We start from the raw sequence: 21235 nt of genomic DNA, 5'->3' as shown, positions 1-21235 counted from the left end.
CTTGGCGGGATCGTCGCAACGGGTCCTGAGGAATTCAACGTTCAGCAGACAACGAAGGTCGAGATGCTTCCCGATACAAAATTCAGGACTGTTACAGAAATTTTCATATTTCGCGGCAAGGTCGAACCGGAGAAGACGGCATTCATTTTTCTCGAGAACGGCGAATCGGAGCGGGCTCGACTCACGTTCGGCGACCTGGACAAACGCGCGCGCGGCATCGCCGCCAGGCTGCAGGGCATGGCGCAGCCGGGCGACCGCGTCCTGCTGGTCTATCCGCCCGGCCTTGAATTCATCTGCGCATGGGCGGGATGCCTGTACGCCGGCCTGATCGGCGTGCCGGCCTATCCTCCGCGCCGGCATCGTCCCGCCGATCGTCTGAAGGCCATCGTCGCCGACGCTAGCCCGGTCGTCGCGCTGACCGATGCAGCCACGCTCGACGGCATCGCGCATCGCGCGGATGGCTATTCCGACACGCTGGAACTGAAGATCCTTGCGACGGACCAGGGCTTCGACGCACCGGCCGAGCAATGGCGCGCACCGGACATCACGCCGCAGACGCTGGCGCTTCTGCAATACACGTCAGGCTCCACCGGTACGCCCAAAGGCGTGATGATCAGCCACGCGAACATCCTGAGCAATATGGCGGTCATCGCCGAGGCGAGCGATGCCGATGCGTCGACGGTGTTCGTCAGTTGGCTCCCGGTGTTTCACGACATGGGTTTCTTCGGGAAGGTGCTGCTGCCGATCTATCTCGGTGTGCCGGCAGTGCTGATGGCGCCCGCGGCGTTCGTGCAGAAACCGATCCGCTGGCTGCAGGCCATCACGAAGTATCGCGGCACGCATTGCGCCGCGCCGGATTTCGCGTACGACCTGTGCGCGCGCAAAATATCCGACGAAGCCCGCGCGCAGCTGGATCTGAGCAGTTGGCGCGTTGCATTCAACGGCGCGGAACCGGTGCGCGCGGAGTCGGTGGCGCGTTTCTCGCGCGCCTTCGCCGCATGCGGCTTCCACGCGCATACCATGCGCCCGGTCTACGGCATGGCCGAGGCGACCTTGTTCATCTCCGGTCAGCCGGCACGCTCGCTGCCGCTCGTGGCGGACTACGACGCCGACGGCCTCGCACAAGGCGTGGCGACGAGAAGCGACGGCGGCAAGCGCCACGCGCTGGTGTCGTGCGGCCGGGCCTGGGCGGAGCACCGCCTGCAGATCGTGAATCCGGATACCGGCGAGCGCTGCCCGCCCGACCGGATCGGCGAAATCTGGGTGACGGGCCCGAGCGTCGGCGTCGGTTACTGGAACCGCGTCGACGAAACGGAGCACACCTTTCGCGCGAAGCTGGATGGCGATGATGCGCATTACCTGCGCACGGGCGATCTCGGCTTCGTCGATGGCGAGCACCTCTTCGTCACCGGCCGTCTCAAGGACCTCATCATCGTCGCCGGGCGCAATCACTACCCGCAGGATCTAGAGCAATCCGCCGAGGGCAGCCACCCCGCGCTGGCGCCCAACGCATCGGCGGCTTTCTCGATCAACGTCGATGACGTGGAGCGCGTCGTTATCGCATGCGAAGTGCGCCGGGAAGCGCTCAACACGCTGGACGCGGAAGCCGTCGCCGCGGAGATCCGGCGCACGCTCGCCGAAGCGCATGACGTCGATCTGTATGCGGCGATCCTGTTGAAGCCCGCGACGATCCTGCGCACGTCCAGCGGAAAAATCCAGCGGAGCCGAATCAGGCAAGCGTTCCTCGACGAACAGGGGCTCGCGATCGCGGGCGAGTGGCGGCGTTCGTTCTCCGCGGCGTACGCGCCCTCCACGGCCGCGCTACGCGACACGCAAGCGCTGGTGCAATGGTGCGTCGAGCGTGTCTCGCGTCTGTCGGGAATCGATGCCGGCAAGATCGACCCCGACGCGCCGTTCAGCATCTACGGGCTCGATTCGAAGGACGCCATCATGCTGTCGGGCGAGTTGCAGGATTGGCTCGGGCTGCCGGTCTCGCCTACCGTCGTCTACGATTTTCCGAGTATTTCCCTGCTGGCGCGCCATTTGAGCGGTATCGGGAATGCCGTGCCGGACCACGCGCCCGGTTCCGCCGCAGCACGCGCGGATATCGCGATCGTCGGCATGGGATGCCGTTTCCCCGGCGCCGATCATCCCGACGCATTCTGGCAGCTTCTGCTGGAGGGCCGGGACGCGGTCGGCGCGTCGAAGAAGCGTGCCGGCGACCTTCCGCCCACCGGACTGCTGGATCAGGTCGATCTGTTCGATGCGGCGTTCTTCGGCATCAGCGCCCGCGAAGCCGAAGCGATGGATCCGCAACAGCGCCTGCTTCTCGAGGTTGCGTGGGAGACGCTCGAGCATGCGGGGATCGCGCCGCGGCGTCTCGCCGGCGGACGCACCGCGGTCATCGTGGGCATCAGCAATTCGGACTACATCCGTCTGGCGCAGGAAGAATTCGCGGATGTCGGCCCTTATGTCGCGACCGGCAATGCGCTCAGCGTCGCCGCCAACCGCATTTCCTACATGCTCGATTTGCGCGGCCCGAGCTGGGCGGTCGATACCGCGTGTTCGTCCTCGCTCGTCGCGGTTCACCACGCGTGCCGCGCGCTGCAGCGCGGCGAGGCCGATGCGGCGCTGGCCGGCGGGGTCAACCTGATTCTGGCACCGCAATTGAGCGACTCCTTCACGCAGGCGGGCATGCTTTCGCCGGATGGTCGATGCAAGGCGTTCGACGCGGCAGCCAACGGCTATGTGCGCGGCGAAGGTGCGGGCATGGTGCTGCTCAAGCGTCTCGACGATGCGCTCGAGCACGGCGACACCGTGTACGCCGTGATCCGCGGCTCGGCGGTGAACCAGGATGGACGCAGCAATGGCCTGACCGCGCCGAACGGCCCGGCTCAGCAGGCCGTGATTCGCGGTGCGCTGCACGATGCCGGCGTACGCGCGCAGGACATCGGCTTCGTCGAAGCGCACGGTACGGGAACGCCGCTCGGAGATCCGATCGAATTGAACGCGCTGGCGGCCGTCCTGAGCGAATCCCGTGGGCCGGATGATCACTGCTGGATCGGTTCGGTCAAGACCAACATCGGCCATCTGGAATCGGCGGCGGGCATCGCCAGCCTGATCAAGACCGCCCTTGCGCTACACCATCGCGCCATTCCGCCGAACCTCCATTTCCGGTCGATCAATCCTGAAATCGCGCTCGACGGCACGCCCTTCCGTATTCCGCAGCACGTCACGCCCTGGCATTCGGAACACGGGCCGCGCATGGCCGGCGTGAGTTCGTTCGGCTTCGGCGGCACCAACGCACACATGATCCTGTCCGAAGCGCCACGGCCCGGCGAGATCGAAGCCGACCCGGCGGCGCCTGCGGCGCGCGTCGTGACGCTCTCCGCGCGCACCCCAGAAGCGTTGCAAGCACTGGCGGCGTCCTATGCGGCGTATCTCGACGCCCATCCCGGGATCCGTGTGCGCGATGTCGCGTTCACGGCAAATACCGGGCGCACCCACTTCACGCGGCGCGCGGCCATCGTCGCGTCGAGTCTCGATACGTTGCGTTCGCAACTGGATGCCGTTTCGGCCGGCGAGCCCGCCGAAACGCCGCCTGCGGTGACGTTCCACTTTTGCGCCGACGACGGCGGCAGCGACGAGGCGGTGCGGCAATTGCGTTCGGCCTGCCCCGCTTTCGGCGCGCTGATGCAGCGGCAATCGGCGGTGTCCGACGCGCCCGCGGTCGATTCCGCCGAAGCCGGATTCACGGCATTCCAGCGCGCGCTCGCGCAACTGTGGATGTCCTTCGGTATCACGCCGGGCGCCGTCAGCAGCACGGGCGACGGGCATCGCGCCGCGGCCGCGTTTGCTGATGTGCCGCACGCGCCGGACGGCGCTGCGGCGGGAAGCCACGGCATCGTGATCGAAATCGGCGCGCACACGGCCGCGTGGGACACGATCCTGCGCACGCTCGCCGAGCTTTACGTACGCGGCGCGTCCGTCGACTGGGATGCCGTGGAGCAGGACGTCCCGCGCCGCCGGCTCGCGCTGCCGACCTACCCGTTCGAGCGTCGCGCGTTCTGGATCAGTCCACGTGCGCCTCGGCATCCGTTGCTCGGGCGTCTCATGGAGCAGCACGCACATGCGCCGGCCACGTGGATCTGGCAGTCGCGTCTCGACGCGCCGGCCACCACCTTTCTCGGCGGTCATCGCGTCAACGGATCGCCCGTGCTGCCCTATTCCGCTTATGTGGAAATGGCGCTGGCGGCGACGTCGGAAATCGGCGCCGCCAGCCATACCACGTTGAAGGACCTCGCACTGCATGCGCCGTTGCCGCTGCATCCGCATGCATCGCACAGCGTGCAGACCGTGCTGAGCCGCCGGTCCTGGGGACCGTTTTCGTTTGCCGTCTATCACCGGATCGAGGACACCCGCGCCGCCGCGTCATGGCAGATATGCGCGAGTGCCGAAATTCACGAATCGGATCGGAGCCACGCATGAAATTCGGCCTGATGTTCTTCGCCAGCAGTGAAGAGGCGTTGTCCGGCAACAAGTACCAGCTCGTGATGGAAAGCGCCCGTTTCGCCGATGCGAATGGGTTTTCCAGCGTATGGGTGCCGGAGCGCCATTTCACCGAATTCGGCTCGCTGTACCCGAATCCCGCTGTCCTGCACGCCGCGCTCGCCGCGGCCACCGAACGCGTGAAGCTGGTCGCGGGCAGCGTGGTCGCAGCGTTGCACAACCCGATCCGGATCGCGGAAGAGTGGTCCATGGTGGACAACCTGTCGAATGGCCGCGTGGGCGTGTCGTTCGCGTCCGGATGGAATCCGGACGACTTCGTGTTCGCCCCGGACAAATATGCGACCCGGCAGGATGAGATGCTGACCACGATGCGCGCCGTCCAGCATCTGTGGCGCGGCGGGTCGCTGGATGCGCGCAACGGCGTCGGCAAGCCGGTGCAGTTGCGCATCTATCCGACGCCGGTGCAGCCGGAGCTGCCCGTCTGGGTGACCGCCGCGAGCAATCCGCAGACCTTCGTGCGCGCCGGTGAAGTCGGCGCCAACCTGCTGACCCACGTGCTCGACCAGGATCGGGACCAGCTCGCGCAGAAGATCGCCCTCTACCGCGCGGCGCGCGCAACGCATGGCTTCGATCCGGCGGCCGGCACCGTGTCCGTGATGCTGCACACGTTCGTCGGCGACGATGCGGCGCGGGTGCGCGAGCAGGCGCGTGCGCCGTTCTGCAACTACATCCGCAGCAATATCGGGCTGTTGAACGGGCTGGCGCAGAGCCGCGGCCAGTCGGTGGACGTGCGCGCGATGGGCGCGCGCGAACTGGACGAGTTCGTCGAGTTTCTCTACGAACGCTTCGCGCAATCGCGCGGCCTCATCGGCACGCCGGAAACCTGCGTGGAACTGGTGCGCGATCTCGAGTCGATCGGCGTGGACGAAGTGGCCTGCCTGCTCGATTTCGGTCCGCCGGTCGAGCTGATCCTCGGCAATCTTCCGCAGTTGCGTCGGCTGCGGGAGCTGTGTGCCCCGAGGCAATCCGCCGCGCCGACGAGATTCGATGCCGCCGCGGTGCAGGCCCGCTGCATCGAAACGACTTCAGGCGCGGACTTCAATGGCGAAGTCCGGCAGCACGGCGTGCAGATCGACGGCGTGTTCGATGCGATCCAGCAGATCTGGCGCACGGCCGGCGAGGCGCTGGGGAAAATCAGCCTGCCGGCCGACGCGCTGGCATCGTCGCAATACCAGGTGCACCCCGCCTTTCTCGACGCGTGCAGCCGGGTGCTCGCCGCCGCGATCGATCCGGACGCGCTGGAGGCGGGCGACCTGTACCTGCCCAGTTCGATCGGTGCGGTACGGGTTCATCAGCCGCCGTCGTCAACGGACGCATGGAGTCACGCCACGCTGCGCAAGCCGATCGGGCAAGGCGCGCTGGAGGGCGATATCCGCGTCCATGACCTCGCCGGGCGACTGCTGATCGAGATCGATGCGCTGCGGTTGCAGCATGTGCGTTCCGCGTCCACCGTCGAGCGGCACGACTTGTCCGCGCTGCTCTATCAACGCGTGTGGAGACCGTCGAGCGTCGACGCGGCAACCGGCGCTTCGGCGCACGGCGAGTGGCTGATTCTCGCGGACCGCGGCGGCGTCGGCGCGCAACTGGCCGACCTGCTGGAAAGCGCGGGCGATACGTGCACGCTGCGCTTCGCCGACGCGACGCCGGAACTGCCCGCGCCCGACCGGCCGCTGAAGGGCATCGTTCACCTGTGGAGTCTCGATCTCGCACCGGCTGACATCGCGGCGAGACGGCGTGCCAGCGCAAGCGTGCTGCAACTGGTCAGGGCGCTTGCGTCACGCGCACCGGCGGCGCGGCAGGCGCGTCTGTGGCTGGTGACGTCGGGCGCGATGAACGTGCTGGACGGCGAATCGACTGCCCCGGCGCAGGCCCCCCTGTGGGGATTGGGGCGAGCGATCGCCGTGGAGCATGCGGCGCTGTGGGGCGGGCTCATCGACCTCGATCCCGCGCAGCCGTCCGCGGCGCACATCGTGCAGGCGGTACAGGCCGGCGGCCGTGAAGACATGATCGCGTTTCGCGGCGGACAGCGCTACGTCGCGCGTATCGCCCGCGACAATCGCGAATTCGTCAGTCACCGTCCGATCCGATTCCACCATGACGCGACCTATCTGGTGACCGGCGGGCTCGGCGGGCTCGGCCTGCGGCTCGCGTCCTGGCTTGCCGCCAACGGCGCCGGCAAGGTCGTGCTGCTCGGGCGCGGCGCGCCCTCCCCCGCGGCCGAAAAAATCCTGAGCACGCTCGACGCGCGGTTCATTCGCGCCGACCTGTCGCGTCGCGAGGACGTCGCGCAGGCGCTCGGTGAAATCGCGCATTCGATGCCGCCGCTCAAGGGGGTCTTTCACCTCGCCGGCGCGCTGGACGATGCGCTGCTCACGCGCCAGGACGACGATGCCTTCCATCGCGCCGGAAGCGGCAAGGCCGATGGCGCGTGGTATCTGCACGAGCTGACGGCCGACCTGCCGCTTGATCATTTCGTGCTGTTCTCGTCGATGGCCGCGCTGATCACCATGCCGGGCCAGGGCAACTACGCGGCGGCGAACAGCTTCCTCGACGCCCTCGCGCAGCATCGGCGCGCGCAGGGAAAACCGGCGCTCAGCGTGAATTGGGGGCCGTGGGCGGAGATCGGCCACGCCGCCACCGACTATGGACGGCGCGCGCACGAACAGCTGGCCGCGCTCGGCGTCGGCACGCTGTCGCCCGAACTGGCCATCGCGGCGCTGGAACGGCTGATGGCGTCCGGCGTCGCCCAGTCCGGGGTGGCCCGGATCGACTGGCCGACCCTGTTCCGGGTCGACGCGCCGGCCGCCGGGTCGGCGCTGTTTTCCGAGCTGGCGCAACCGGCCGCGCAGCCTTCACAGCAAGAGACGGCATTGCTGCGCCAACTGCATGCGTGCGCGCCGCGCGAGCGGGTCGAGCTCATCACCGACACGCTCGCGAAGATGCTGGCCGAGACCCTTCGTCTGTCGGGCCCCGACGCCATTGCGGCCGAGCAATCGCTGCTCGATCTCGGCCTGGATTCGCTGGTCGCGCTCGAACTGACCGACCGCCTCAACAAGGTGTTCGGACGGCCGTTTCGCGCGACGCTGTTCTTTTCCTATCCGAACCTGCAAACGCTCGCCCAGTACGTTCTCAACGAACTGTCGCCGTCGCTCCCCGCGCCTGTCGTCGATGAAGCATCCGACGACCTCGACGAGGACGACCTTTCCGAACTGATCGCCCAGGAGATCGGCGCCCAATGAACGCCAAGGCCACGCATGCACTGAAAGCCGCGCTCGACGAACTGCGCCTGCGGCGCGCGGAGATCGCGGCACTGCGTTCGGACCGCAACGAGCCGATCGCCGTCATCGGCATGGCTTGCCGATTCCCCGGCCAGAGCGATACGCCGTCCGCGTTCTGGCAATTGCTCGATCACGCGCGCGATGCCGTCGCCGAAGTGCCGGCCGAACGCTGGGACATCGGTCGCTATTACGACCCCGATCCATCCACGCCCGGCAAGATGGCGACCCGCCACGGCGCGTTTCTCGAACGCGTGGATGAATTCGACGCGGCGTTCTTCGGGATCGCGCCGCGCGAAGCCACTTACCTCGACCCGCAGCAAAGGCTCCTGCTCGAAGTGGCCTGGGAAGCGCTCGAAAACGCCCATCTCCCGCCCGAACGCTTCAGGCAGTCCGCCACGGGCGTGTATGTCGGCATTACCTGCTTCGACCATGCGATCCAGGTGTCCAATGCGGCGACGCCGTCGAGCAGCTACGCCGGCACGGGCAGCGCGCTGAACATGGCCGCGGGCCGCTTGTCGTTCGTGCTGGGCCTCACCGGCCCGAGCATGGCGATCGATACCGCGTGCTCGTCGTCGCTGGTCTGTCTGCACCTGGCCTGCGAAAGCCTGCGCTCGCGCGAAAGCAACATGGCGCTTGCAGGCGGCGTCAACCTGATGCTCTCGCCCGAGGTGATGGTCAGTTTCTCGCAAGCGCGCATGCTGTCGCCGGACGGCCGGTGCAAGACCTTCGACGCGGCGGCAGACGGCTATGTGCGCGGCGAAGGTTGCGGCATGGTGGTGCTCAAGCGCCTGTCCGATGCGCTCGCCGACGGCGACCGCGTGCTCGGCATCGTGCGTGGCACGGCGGTCGATCAGGGCGGGGCGGGCGGCGGGCTCACCGTGCCGAGCCGCGATTCGCAGGAACGGGTGATCCGTCGCGCGCTGAATCAGGCCGGCCTCGTGCCCGGCGACATCTCCTATGTCGAGGCCCACGGTACGGGGACGTCCCTCGGCGACCCGATCGAGGTCGAAGCGCTGGCCGGCGTCTATGGCCCCGGGCGCGAGGCGGCCGAGCCGCTCGTGATCGGTTCGGTCAAGACCAATATCGGGCATCTGGAGTCGGCCTCCGGCATCGCCGGCCTGATCAAGGTGTTGCTGTCGTTCGAGCACGACAGGATCCCGGCGCATCTGCATTTCACGCAGCCCAATCCGCATACGCCGTGGCAGGACATCCCCATTCGCGTGGCGGCCGACCCGGTCGCGTGGCGGCGCGGGGAACGCAGGCGAATCGCCGGGGTGAGCGCGTTCGGATTCAGCGGCACCAATGCCCACGCGATCGTCGAGGAACCGCCCGTCGCGCCGGCCCACGCCGCGCAGCGCACGCTGCTGCTGCTGTCGGCCCGGTCCGAAGCTGCGCTCACGGCGCTCGCACAACGCTACGAGCGCGCGATCGCCGGCGCGACGCCGCGGGAACTGGCCGCCATCTGCCGGGCCGCCGCCACGGGGCGGACCCATTATCCGTTTCGCGCGGCCTATGTGTCGGGCGTGAGGGAACCGTCGGCGGCAGCGGCACGCACGGGCAAGGCCTTGCGCATCGGCTTCATGTTCGGTGCGCCGGACACCGGCGTCGCACGCGAACTCCATGCGTCCGAACCGCTTTTCCGCGACGCCTTCGCGCGTTGCGCGGTGCCGCTGGCGGCACTCGATACCGACGAGGGCTGCTTCGCGATCCAGTTCGCGTGGGCGGAACTGTGGAACGCATGGGGCATCCGCCCGTCCGTCGTGTCGGGCCACGGCGTCGGAGAATATGTCGCGGCCTGCGTGGCGGGGGTCATCAGCGTTGCCGACGCGCTGCGTCTCGTCGCAGCCCGGTCGGATGCCGACGCGTTGCGCGCCGCGCTTCAGGACATGCCCCTCGCACGGCCCTCGGTCCGCCTGATTTCCGGCTGTCTCGGCGCCGAGGTGACCGACGAGGTAACGCATCCCCAGTACTGGTTGCAGCTTGCCGAGTTGTCGAATCAGGCCCAAGTGCAGGCCAACGCGCAGGCCGAGGCGCCGCCCGCGCCGGAGGGGCTTGCCGACGGCTGGCTGCCGCCGCCATGCGCCGGCGATGCACTGGAGCGCGCACTCGCGGCGCTGTATGTGCAGGGCGCGCAGTTCGACTGGAACGCATTGTTCCCGGTGCCGGCCCAGCCCGCCACGCCCCTGCCGAACTATCCGTTCGAGCGGCAGCGCTTCGGCCTGGAGAAAACGCCGTCGCCCGTCGTCGGCATGGATGCCGGCAGCATCGAGGAAGCGTTGCGGCACCTCAAGACGTCGGGCAAGTACTCTGAGGACGTGCTGAACGCGTTGCCGGACCTGCTTCAGACTGCGTTCGCTCCCGCCGGAACCGCTGCCCCGAACGCCCACCCGCTCTATCACGTCGCATGGGAGCCGCAAGCCGCGTTGCCGGAGGCCCGGTTCGCCGCCGACGCGTCCCCGTGGTTGATTTTCGCGGACGAAAGCGGTGTGGGCGAGCGGTTCGCGGCGCTGCTGCGCGCGCGCGGCGCATCCTGCTCGCTGGTGCGCCCCGGCCCCGACCATGGCGGCGTCGCGGAAGCGGGCTGGCAAGTCGCGCCCGAGCGGCCGGATCATTTCGTCCGCTTGCTGAACGAGACCGCCGCCCCGGGCCAGCGCATCGTGTTTCTATGGGCGCTGGACGAAGCCGTCGGCGCGTCGCGCATGGCCACCGCCCTGCTGCATCTCGTGCACGCGTTGGTCGGCAGCGAGCGCGATTGGGCGTCGTCGACCCGACCCAGGATCTGGGTGGTCACGCGCGACGCGGTGGAAGCCGGCGAATCGCCCCGCGTATCGGGGCTCGCACAGGCTGCGTTGTCGGGCCTGGCGCGGGGCGCGATGATCGAGCATCCGGAATGGTTCGGCACCTCGATCGATCTCGATCCGGCCGCGCCGGAGGACGAGACGCAGGCGCTGCTTCGGGAAATCCTCGGTGAAAGCCGTGAGGAGCTGGTGGCGTTGCGGCACGGCGTGCGCCATGTCGCGCGCCTGAGCCCGCTCGCGCCCGCCGAAGCGGCCGCGCTGCGGGTCGACCCGGAAGCGGCCTACCTGATCACCGGCGGGTTCGGCGCGCTCGGGCTGCACACCGCCCGGTGGCTGGCGGCACACGGCGCACGCACGCTGATCCTCGTCGGCCGACAAGGGCCCAGGGGCGACGAGAGCCGGCAGGCGATCGCCGAGCTGCGCGAGCGGAACCTATCCGTGCGTTGCGAGCGCCTCGATATCGCCGACCCGGTGGCGGTCGCCGATTTCTTCGCCGCGCTCCGGCGCGACGGCGTGCCGCTGCGGGGCATCGTGCACGCGGCCGGCATCGTCGGCTACAAGCCGCTGATGCAGTTCGAGCGCGAGGAACTGGAAGCCGTCCTGCAGCCGAAGGTCGCGGGCGCCTGGCTGATTCATCAGCACAGCGAACCGTTCCCGCTCGATTTCTTCATCCTGTTTTCGTCGATCGCGTCCGCGTGGGGTTCGCGCGACCAGGCGCACTACAGCGCCGCGAACCGATTCCTCGACGCGCTCGCGCATCATCGCCGCGGCCTGGGCCTGCCGGCCCTGAGCGTGAACTGGGGGCCGTGGGCGCAAGGCGGCATGACGTTCCCCGAGGCCGAAGCGCTGCTGCGGCGTGTCGGGATCCGCTCGCTGACGGCGGATCGCGCGCTCGACGTGCTGGATCGTCTCCCCGCCGTGCCCCAGATCGCGGTCGTCGATATCGACCTCGCGCTGTTCCAGGGCTCCTACGAGGCGCGCGGACCCAAGCCGTTCCTCGATCGCGTGCGGGTGGCCGCAGCCGCGTCAGGCGCGCTGGCGATGCCGGCGTTGAGCGACGCCTCACCCCGCGCGCGAAAGCGCCTGCTGGCGGACAGCATCGATCGCGCGGTGGCCCAGGTGCTCGGCTTCGGCGCGACGACGCTGGACCGCGACCTCGGCTTCTTCGAGATGGGCATGGATTCGCTGATGGCGCTGGATGTGCGCACGCAGCTCGAGAAAGTGCTTGGCATCCCGTTGTCGGTCGCGCTGTTGTTCGATCATCCGACGGTCAATGCCCTCGCGGATTTCCTGGCGGACCAGTCGTCCCCCACGGCGCCGGACGCGAGCGCGGCGCCGGCGCAGGCCGTGCCGTCGCGGCCGGCCGCGCCAGCCGTTGCGCCGCGCGAGGCGGGCACGCCGGAACCGATCGCGATCGTCGGCATGAGCTGCCGGTTTCCGGGCGCCGCGCACGATCTCGACGCCTACTGGCGGCTGCTGAACGACGGCGTGGATGCGATTTCCGAAGTGCCGCGCGAGCGCTGGGATGTCGACGCGTACTACGATCCCGATCCGGAAGCGCCGGGCCGGATGTACTGCCGCTTCGGCGGTTTTCTCGAAGACGTCGATCAGTTCGATCCGGCATTTTTCCGGATCACGCCGCGCGAAGCGGCCGCGATGGACCCGCAGCAGCGCCTGTTGCTCGAAGTCAGTCACGAAGCGCTGGAGCACGCCGGCATTCCCGTCGACAGTCTCAAGGGCAGCCGGACCGGCGTCTTCGTCGGCATCACCACCAACGATTACGCGAATCTGCAGCTTCGCAACGGCGGCGGCAGCGGCATCGACGGCTATTTCTTCACCGGCAATCCGCTCAACACGGCGGCCGGCCGCATCTCCTACGGGCTCGGTGTGCAGGGGCCGAGCATGGCGATCGACACCGCCTGCTCGTCGTCGCTCACCGCGATCCATACCGCCAGCCAGAATCTGCGCAGCGGCGAGTGTGATCTCGCGATCGCGGGCGGCGTCAACCTGATCCTGTCGCCGGACAACTCGATCGCCGTCTCGCGCACGCGGGCGCTGGCGCCGGACGGCCGCTGCAAGACCTTCGACGCGGCGGCGGACGGCTTCGTGCGCAGTGAAGGCTGCGGCGCGCTGGTGCTCAAGCGCCTGTCCGATGCGCTCGCCGCGGGCGATCGCGTGCTGGCCGTGCTCCGCGGTTCGGCCGTCAACCACGACGGTGCGTCGAGCGGCTTTACCGCGCCGAACGGCCGCGCGCAGGAAGCCGTCATCCGCCAGGCGCTGGGCGGGCTTCCCGCCGCATCCATCGATTACGTGGAAGCGCACGGCACCGGCACGCCGCTGGGCGATCCCGTCGAGGTCGAGGCGCTGGCGACGGTGTTCGGCGCCGACCGCGGCGAGGGCCGGCGGCTGCGCATCGGCTCGGTGAAAACCAACATCGGCCACACGGAATCCGCCGCCGGCATCGCGGGGGTCATCAAGGTCGTGCTGTCGCTGAACCACGACCGCATTCCCGCCCACCTGCATTTCCGCCAGCCGAGCCCGCTGGTGCGGTGGGACGCGCTGCCGATCGAGGTCTGCGCCGAGGCGAGCGCGTGGCCGCGCGGCGAGCGGCCGCGGCGCGCCGGCGTCAGCGCGTTCGGCGCGAGCGGCACCAATGCGCACCTGGTGCTGGAAGAAGCGCCCGCGCCGGTGCGGCAGGCGACGCCGTCGAAGCACAACGTGCATCCGCTGGTCCTGTCGGCCAAGACGCCGGCAGCATTGCGCGAGCTTGGCCGGCGCTATCAGCGGCGGCTCGAAGCCGAACCCGGTCTCGATATCGCGGCCGTGGCCTTTTCGGCATCGACCGGCCGCTCGCATTTCGCGCATCGGCTGGCGCTGCCGGTGACGTCGCTCGAGGACGCCATCGAAAAGCTGCGCGCGTTCCAGGCGAAGGAACCGGCCGACGCGGCGCAGCCCCCGCGGGTGAAAATGGCGTTCCTGTTCACCGGTCAGGGCTCGCAATACGCCGGCATGGGCCGCCGTCTGTACGACGCCTATCCGGTGTTCCGCGACGCCATCGACCGCTGCCGTGCGGTGGCCGATCCGCTGCTCGACAAACCGTTGCTCGAGGTGCTGTCGGCCCCGAACGACGATATCCACCAGACCGGCTACAGCCAGCCGGCCCTGTTCTCGCTGCAGTTCGCGCTCACCACGTTGCTGGCGTCGTTCGGCGTGGTGCCCGACGCCGTGATGGGACACAGCGTCGGCGAGTACGCAGCGGCTTGCGCGGCCGGCGTCTTCTCGCCGGAAGACGGCCTGCGGCTGATCGCCGAACGCGGCCGGCTGATGCAGGCGTTGCCCCGCGACGGCGAGATGGCGGCCATCTTCACCGACCTCGCCACGGTCGAGCGCGCGATCGAAGCCTGGCCGCACGAGGTCGCGGTGGCGGCCGTCAACGGTCCGGCCAGCATCGTGATCTCCGGCAAGCGCGAGCGCATCGCGACGCTGGTCGACGCGTTCGCGGTGCTGGACATCCGGTCCGTGCAGCTCAATACGTCGCACGCGTTCCACTCGCCGCTGGTCGAGCCGATGCTGGACCGCTTCCAGGCCGTGGCAAAAGCAGTACGCGCCACGCGCCCGGCGATCCCGTTCTATTCCAATCTCACGGGCGCCGTGATGGACGAGGCGCCCACCGACGAATACTGGCGCCGTCACTGCCGGGAGCCGGTGCAGTTCGCGAGCAGCGTCGAGCGCCTCGCCGAAGCCGGGTTCAACCTGCTGGTCGAAATCGGTCCCAAGCCGGTGCTCGTCAACCTGGCCCGCGCGTGCTGTGCGCCGGACGCCGGGATCCAGTTCCTTGCGCTGCAGCGGCCGCAAGTCGAGCAGCAAGCGCTGATCGAAACGCTGTCGAGCCTTTACGCGCGCGGCGTCGATGTCGACTGGGCCCCCACCGAAACACCCGCGCCCACGCGCGTCGCATTGCCGTCCTATCCCTTCCAACGCAGCCGTACCTGGTTCCAGAAAGCGGACATGTCCATGACTCAGACAAGCGCATCACCCATCGCTGCAACGCCGACGCACAATCGTAGCGGCGAGGTTCTCGAATGGCTTCGCGGCAAGATCGGCGAATTGATCCAGGCCGATCCCGCCACCATCAACATCGACCTGCCGTTCCTGGAGATGGGCGCCGACTCGATCGTGCTGATCGAGGCCATCCGGCACATCGAGAAACAGTACGGCGTGAAGCTGGTCATGCGCCGCTTCTTCGAAGACCTGGCGACGGTGCAGGCGCTCGCCGAGTACGTCGCGGACAATCTGCCGGCGGCTGCCGCGCCGGCCGAGCCCGAGGCCACGGCCGAAGCCGGGCTGTCCGCGGTGGCGGTCGCGCCGTCCGAGGCGGCGCTTGCACCGCTCGCCGCCGCCCCGGCGGAATGGGTGGCGGCCGAAGGCGGCTCCACGGTCGAGCGGGTATTGCGGGAGCAGAATCAGTTGCTGTCCCGCGTCATGGGCCAGCAGATGGAATTGCTGCGCACGTCGCTGACCGGCCAGGCCGGCGTCCGGCCGGCGACGATCGCCGCGCAAGCCGTCGCGAGCGCTGCGAGCGTCGCCAACGTCACACCGAAGGCCGCGATCGCGGCCCCGGCCGCCGGGCCCGCAACGAAGCCCGCGCCTGCAACTGCAGCCGCGGCCGCGGCGGACAATCGGCCGTCCAAGCCGATGATGCCGTGGGGCAGCCCGGTCGAACAGCGGGCGCGTGGCTTGTCCGCCGTGCAGCAGGAGCATCTCGAAGCGCTGATCGTGCGTTACACGACGCGCACCCGGAAATCGAAGGAATCGGTGCAGGCGTCCCGCCCGGTACTGGCCGACAGCCGCGCCACGGTCGGCTTCCGGTTTTCGACCAAGGAGATGCTGTATCCGATCGTCGGCGATCGCGCGGCCGGTTCGCGACTGTGGGACATCGACGGCAACGAGTACATCGATTTCACGATGGGCTTCGGCGTGCATCTGTTCGGCCACACGCCGGACTTCATCCAGCACCAGGTCACCCGCGAGTGGCAACGTCCGCTCGAACTGGGCGCGCGCTCGAGCCTCGTCGGCGAAGTGGCCGCGCGCTTTGCGCGCGTCACCGGTCTCGATCGCGTGGCTTTCTCGAACACCGGCACCGAGGCGGTCATGACGGCCATGCGGCTCGCGCGCGCCGTGACCGGGCGCGACAAGATCGTGATGTTCACGCATTCGTATCACGGCCATGCCGACGGCACGCTCGCCGCGGCGAACGCGGAAGGCGTGACGGAAACCATCGCCCCCGGCGTGCCGTTCGGTTCGGTCGAGAACATGGTCCTGCTCGATTACGGCAGCGACGCCGCGCTCGAGGCCATTCGCGGGATGGCCTCGACCCTCGCCGCCGTGATGGTGGAGCCGGTGCAGAGCCGCAACCCGTCCCTGCAGCCGGTCGCGTTCCTCAAGGAACTGCGCCGCATCACCGAGGAGGCCGGAATCGCGCTGATCTTCGACGAAATGATCACCGGCTTCCGCGTCCATCCGGGCGGCTCGCAGGCCATGTTCGGGGTCCGGGCCGATCTCGCGACATACGGCAAGATCATCGGCGGCGGCCTGCCGTTGGGCGTCATCGCCGGTTCCAGCCGCTTCATGGACGCCATCGACGGCGGCATGTGGACCTACGGCGACCACTCGTTCCCCGCGGCCGACCGCACCGCGTTCGGCGGCACCTTCTGCCAGTACCCGCTCGCGATGGCGGCCGCGCTGGCCGTGCTGGAGAAGATCGAACAGGAGGGGCCGGCGCTGCAGGCCGCGCTCAACGAACGGACCGCGCAAATCGCCGAAACGTTGAATGCGTTTTTCGCGGAGGCCGAGGCGCCGATCAAGGTCACGTGGTTCGGCTCGATGTTCCGCTTCGAATTCACCGAGAACCTCGACCTGTTCTTCTATCACATGCTCGAAAAGGGCATCTACATCTGGGAGTGGCGCACCTGCTTCCTCTCCACCGCGCATACGGAAGCCGATATCGACCGATTCATCCGGGCGGTGAAGGACAGCGTCGCCGACCTGCGCGGGGGCGGTTTCATCCGGCCTCACTCGAAGCACGGCACGGTGGCCGCGCTGAGCGAAGCGCAACGCCAGCTGTGGATCCTGTCGGAAGTCGATCCCGAAGGATCGCTGGCCTACAACGTCAACACCACCCTCGAACTGAATGGCCGGCTCGACGAGGCCGCCATGCGCGCGGCCGTGCAGGGTCTCGTCGACCGGCACGAAGCGCTGCGCACCACGCTGACGCCGGACGGGTCGGGCCAGATCGTGCATCCGTCGCTGACGCTGCAGATTCCGCTGATCGACACGAACCAGGACGCGTGGCGCGACCACGAAAGCCGCCAGCCGTTCGACCTCGTGAACGGTCCGCTCTTTCGCGCCGCGCTCGTGCGCCTGGACAGCACGCGTCACCTGCTGGTGATGACGGCCCATCACATCATCTGTGACGGCTCGACGTTCGGCATCCTGCTCGAGGATCTCGCCCGCGCTTATGCCGGTGCTGCACCGGCCGCGGCGCCGCTGCAGTTCCGCGAGTACCTGAAGCAGCTCGACGGCCAGCGCCACAGCCCGGAAACGAAGGCGAATCGCGCGTACTGGCTGGCGCAATGCGCGCGCCAGACCGAACCGCTGAATCTCCCGCTGGATTACCCCCGGCCCGCGGTGAAGACGTTTCACGGCGCGCGCGTGTCCCTGCATCTGGACGCGGCGGAGGCCGCATCGCTGCGCACCGCCGCCCGTCAGAACGGCTGCACGCTCTACATGATGCTGCTCGCGGGCTTCAACCTGTTCCTGCACCGCATCGCCGGCCAGCAGGAGATCGTCACCGGCATCCCGGTGACCGGCCGCTCCGTGGCCGGCAGCGATCGCCTCGCCGGCTATTGCACGCATCTGCTGCCGTTGCGCTCCACGCTGCCGGAGCAGGCCACCGTGGCCGGCTTCCTGGCGGGCACCCGCCAGAACCTGCTCGACGCGCTCGAGCACCAGGATTTCCCGTTCGCCGAAATGGTCCGCGAAATCGGCGCGCAGCGCGATCTCAACGCCGCCCCGCTGGTGTCGGTCGTCTTCAATCTGGAACCCGTGTCGGCGCTGCCCGAACTGCCCGGCCTGACGGTCGGCCTGGTCACGCCGCTGATCCGCCATACCGCGTTCGATCTGAACGTCAACATCCTCGACGCGGGGCAGGCACTCCTGATCGACTGCGACTACAACAGCGATCTGTTCGACGAGAGCACGGTGCAACGTTTCCTCGGGTTCTACCGGACCTTGCTGACGCGTCTCGCGGACGATGCGTCGGCCGCCGTTGCGCGGCTGCCGCTGACGAGCGAGGCGGAGCGGAACCTGCTGACCGTCGAATGGAACCGGACCGAGACGGATTTCGGCGAGACCGCCACGCAACCGCTGCACCGGTTGTTCGAACAGCAGGTCGAGCGCACGCCCGATGCCGTCGCCGCCGTCTACGACGACGTCGCGCTCACCTACGCCGAACTCAACCTGCGCGCCAATCGCCTCGCCCACCGGCTCATCGAGCTCGGCGTCACCCCCGATGCCCTCGTCGGCGTCGCCATGGAGCGCTCGCTCGACATGATCGTCGCGCTGCTCGCGATCCTCAAGGCCGGCGGCGCTTACGTCCCCGTCGACCCGGAGTACCCCGCCGAGCGCGTGCGCTTCATGATCGACCACGCGCAGTTGCGCTGGCTCCTCACCCAGCAGCATCTGCTTGACGCGCTGCCCGATACCGATGCCCGCGTGATCGTCGTCGATCGCGACATGCTCGACCTCGATGCCGCGCCCGCGTCCAACCCCGCGCCTGCGCTGAGCGGCGAGAACCTCGCCTACATGATCTACACCTCCGGTTCGACCGGCAGGCCCAAGGGCGCGCTCAACACCCATCGCGCCATCACCAACCGCATCCTGTGGATGCAACACGCGTACACGCTCGGCGCCGACGATGCCGTGCTGCAGAAGACCCCGTTCAGCTTCGACGTGTCGGTCTGGGAATTCTTCTGGCCGCTCGTCACCGGCGCGCGCCTCGTGTTCGCCCGGCCCGGCGGCCAGCGCGAGACCGACTACCTGGTCGAACTCATCGAGCGCGAACGGATCACCACGGTCCATTTCGTGCCCTCGATGCTGCGCGCCTTTCTCGACCATCCGGACCTCGACGCGCACTGCGCGTCGCTGCGCCGCGTCGTATGCAGCGGCGAGGCCCTGCCATTCGATCTGCAGCAGCGTTGCCTCGCGCGCCTGGACGTCAGGCTGTTCAACCTTTACGGCCCCACCGAGGCTGCCGTCGACGTGACCGCCTGGGAATGCCGGCGCGACGACCCGCACCGTATCGTGCCGATCGGCCGGCCCATCGCCAATACGCGCGTCTACATCGTGGACGCGCAGCTGCAGCCGGTGCCGATCGGCGTGGCGGGCGAGCTGCTGATCGGCGGCACGCCGGTCGGGCGCGGCTACCACGGTGAGCCCGAACTGAGCGCCGAGAAGTTCATCGCCGATCCGTTCATCGCCGATCCGCATGCACGCCTCTACCGCACCGGCGATCTCGCGCGCTACCGGCCCGACGGCAATATCGACTTCCTCGGCCGCATCGACCATCAGATCAAGCTGCGCGGCCTGCGCATCGAACCCGGCGAAATCGAGGCGGCGCTGGCATCGCATCCGCTGGTCGAGGCCGCGGTCGTGGCACTGCGCGGTGCGGACGACGGCGCGCGACTCGTCGCATGGCTGCGCTCGTCGCACGCCGAAGCCGAACTGATCGCAGCGGTACGCGGGCACCTGCGCCAGCGGCTGCCGGATTACATGGTGCCGTCCGCATTCGTCGTCGTGCCCGCGTTCGAGCAACTGCCCAACGGCAAGCTCGATCGCGCCCGACTGCCCGAACCGGGCGACGGCCTGGACCACGTTGCGCCCGCCAACGCGCTCGAAGCGCAGTTGACGGCAATCTGGCAGGAAGTGCTCGGCCAGGCCCGGATCAGCACCACCGCCAATTTCTTCGAGCTGGGCGGCAATTCGCTTTCCGCGACGAAGGTCGCCGCGCGCATCCGCCGCGATCTGCAGGTGAAGCTGGACATCCGCAGCCTGTTCTCGCATCCCACCATTGCGAGCCTCGCGAAACGCATCGCGGATACGCAACCGATCGATTACGCGCCGGTGACGCCGCTGCCGGCGCACGCGCATTACGCACTCTCTCCCGCCCAGACGCGGCTGTGGGTCCAGGATCGCCTGAATGCGGCGCAATCCGGCGGGCCGCTGCCCACGTCCCTGCTGTTCGAAGGGGTGCTGGACGTGGACGCGCTCGTGCGAGCGTTCCGTGCATTGAGCGAACGTCATGAGATCTTGCGCACGCGTTTCGTGCTGTCCGGCAATGAGCCGGTCCAGCAAGTGCTGCCTCCGGGCGAAGCCGCCTTCCCGGTCGAGGTCATCGATTTGCAGGAAGCCGAGGACCGGGATGCCCAGGCCATGTCGATCACCGCCCGCGAGCGGCTCGCGCCGATGGATCTCGGCACCGGCCCGCTCTTCCGCGTCAAGCTGCTCAGGCTCTCCGAAGTCCGCCACGTCTGCATCTGCACGATGCATCACATCGTGAGCGACGGCTGGTCGACGGAGGTGCTGCTCGACGACCTGTCGACGATCTATGACGCGTTGGTCCAGCGTCGCGACAATCCGTTGCCCGCGCTTTCCATCCAGTACAAGGATTACGCCGGCTGGCTGAACCGCCTGCTCGCCGGGCCGGACGGCGAACGGATGAAGGAATACTGGCTGACCAGGCTGGGCGGCGGCCTGCGCGCGCTGGAACTGCCGGGCGACGTCGAGCAGCCGGCCGCGCCGAGCTGGAAGACCTGGCGGTTCGAGCTGCCCGCCGCCGAGACGACGGCGCTGGAATCGCTCGGCAAACGCCACGGCGCGACCTTGTTCATCGCGCTGCTGTCCGCGATCAAGGCGCTGTTCTACCGCCGCTCCGGCCAGGAGGACATCGTCGTCGGCACGCCGGTCGCGGGCCGCGAGCTTCCCGAACTCGAGTCGCAGGTCGGCCCCTATCTGAACGTGCTGGCGCTGCGCGATCGCGTCGTCGGCGACGATCGTTTCGATACGCTGCTGACCCGCGTGCGGGACACCACCCTCGAAGCGTTCTCGCACCCGCTGTATCCGCTGGATCGCTTGCTCGACGACCTGCGCATCAAACGCGTCGCGGGACGCAATCCGCTCTTCGACATCGGGCTGACGCTGCAGAACCAGCGACAAGGCGCCGTCGATCGCTACGCGGGACAAGTGCGCATCGCCGAACTGCCGGACCACGACCTGCTGGGTGCGGACACGGAAGCCGCGACGGACTTCTGGTTCCTGGCCGAGCCGCACGCCGAGGGCCTCGCGATCCGCGTCGTCTATCACGCCGGGCGGTTCAGCGAGGCCTTGGTGCAGGGCCTTGCCAACGAGCTGACGTCCGTCATCGGCGAAGTGCTGGCCAATCCGGGCGTTCGCATCCGGAACCTGACCTTGGGACAACACGTGCTGCAGGCCGAAGCCCGCCAGCCCACCGTCGAACTCAGTGCATTCTAAGGA

General features: G+C 68.5%; 3 protein-coding genes. All 3 read left to right on the top strand.

Annotated elements, in window-relative coordinates; all coding sequences use genetic code 11:
• Positions 1 to 63: 63 nt before the first annotated feature.
• Genes SB771_RS26725 through SB771_RS26715 form a run of 3 tightly spaced genes read left to right on the top strand, consistent with a single transcriptional unit; the run spans position 64 to position 21232 of the window.
• Complete coding sequence (locus tag SB771_RS26725) at positions 64 to 4488, top strand: beta-ketoacyl synthase N-terminal-like domain-containing protein (protein WP_175662088.1); 4425 nt, start codon at positions 64 to 66, stop codon at positions 4486 to 4488.
• Positions 4485 to 7808: a type I polyketide synthase gene (locus SB771_RS26720; protein ID WP_175662089.1), complete on the top strand. Its 3324-nt coding sequence runs from the start codon at positions 4485 to 4487 to the stop codon at positions 7806 to 7808. Before SB771_RS26725 ends, SB771_RS26720 begins: the two co-directional genes overlap by 4 nt.
• The gene (locus tag SB771_RS26715) at positions 7805 to 21232 is read left to right on the top strand and encodes a non-ribosomal peptide synthetase/type I polyketide synthase (RefSeq protein ID WP_175705139.1); all 13428 of its coding nucleotides are present in this window, start codon (positions 7805 to 7807) and stop codon (positions 21230 to 21232) included. The genes SB771_RS26720 and SB771_RS26715 overlap by 4 nt, the downstream gene beginning before the upstream one ends.
• Positions 21233 to 21235 lie beyond the last annotated feature (3 nt).

It is taken from the genome of Burkholderia sp. SIMBA_051 (assembly GCF_046534915.1).
Taxonomy (GTDB): Bacteria; Pseudomonadota; Gammaproteobacteria; order Burkholderiales; family Burkholderiaceae; genus Burkholderia; species Burkholderia ambifaria.
This window is presented reverse-complemented; position numbering and strand designations above follow the sequence as displayed.

What these genes read in the sequence shown, in the direction of transcription:
- SB771_RS26725 (WP_175662088.1), top strand. Translation starts at nt 64, where the DNA reads ATGCTTCCCGATACAAAATTCAGGACTGTTACAGAAATTTTCATATTT.
- SB771_RS26720 (WP_175662089.1), top strand. Translation starts at nt 4,485, where the DNA reads ATGAAATTCGGCCTGATGTTCTTCGCCAGCAGTGAAGAGGCGTTGTCC.
- SB771_RS26715 (WP_175705139.1), top strand. Translation starts at nt 7,805, where the DNA reads ATGAACGCCAAGGCCACGCATGCACTGAAAGCCGCGCTCGACGAACTG.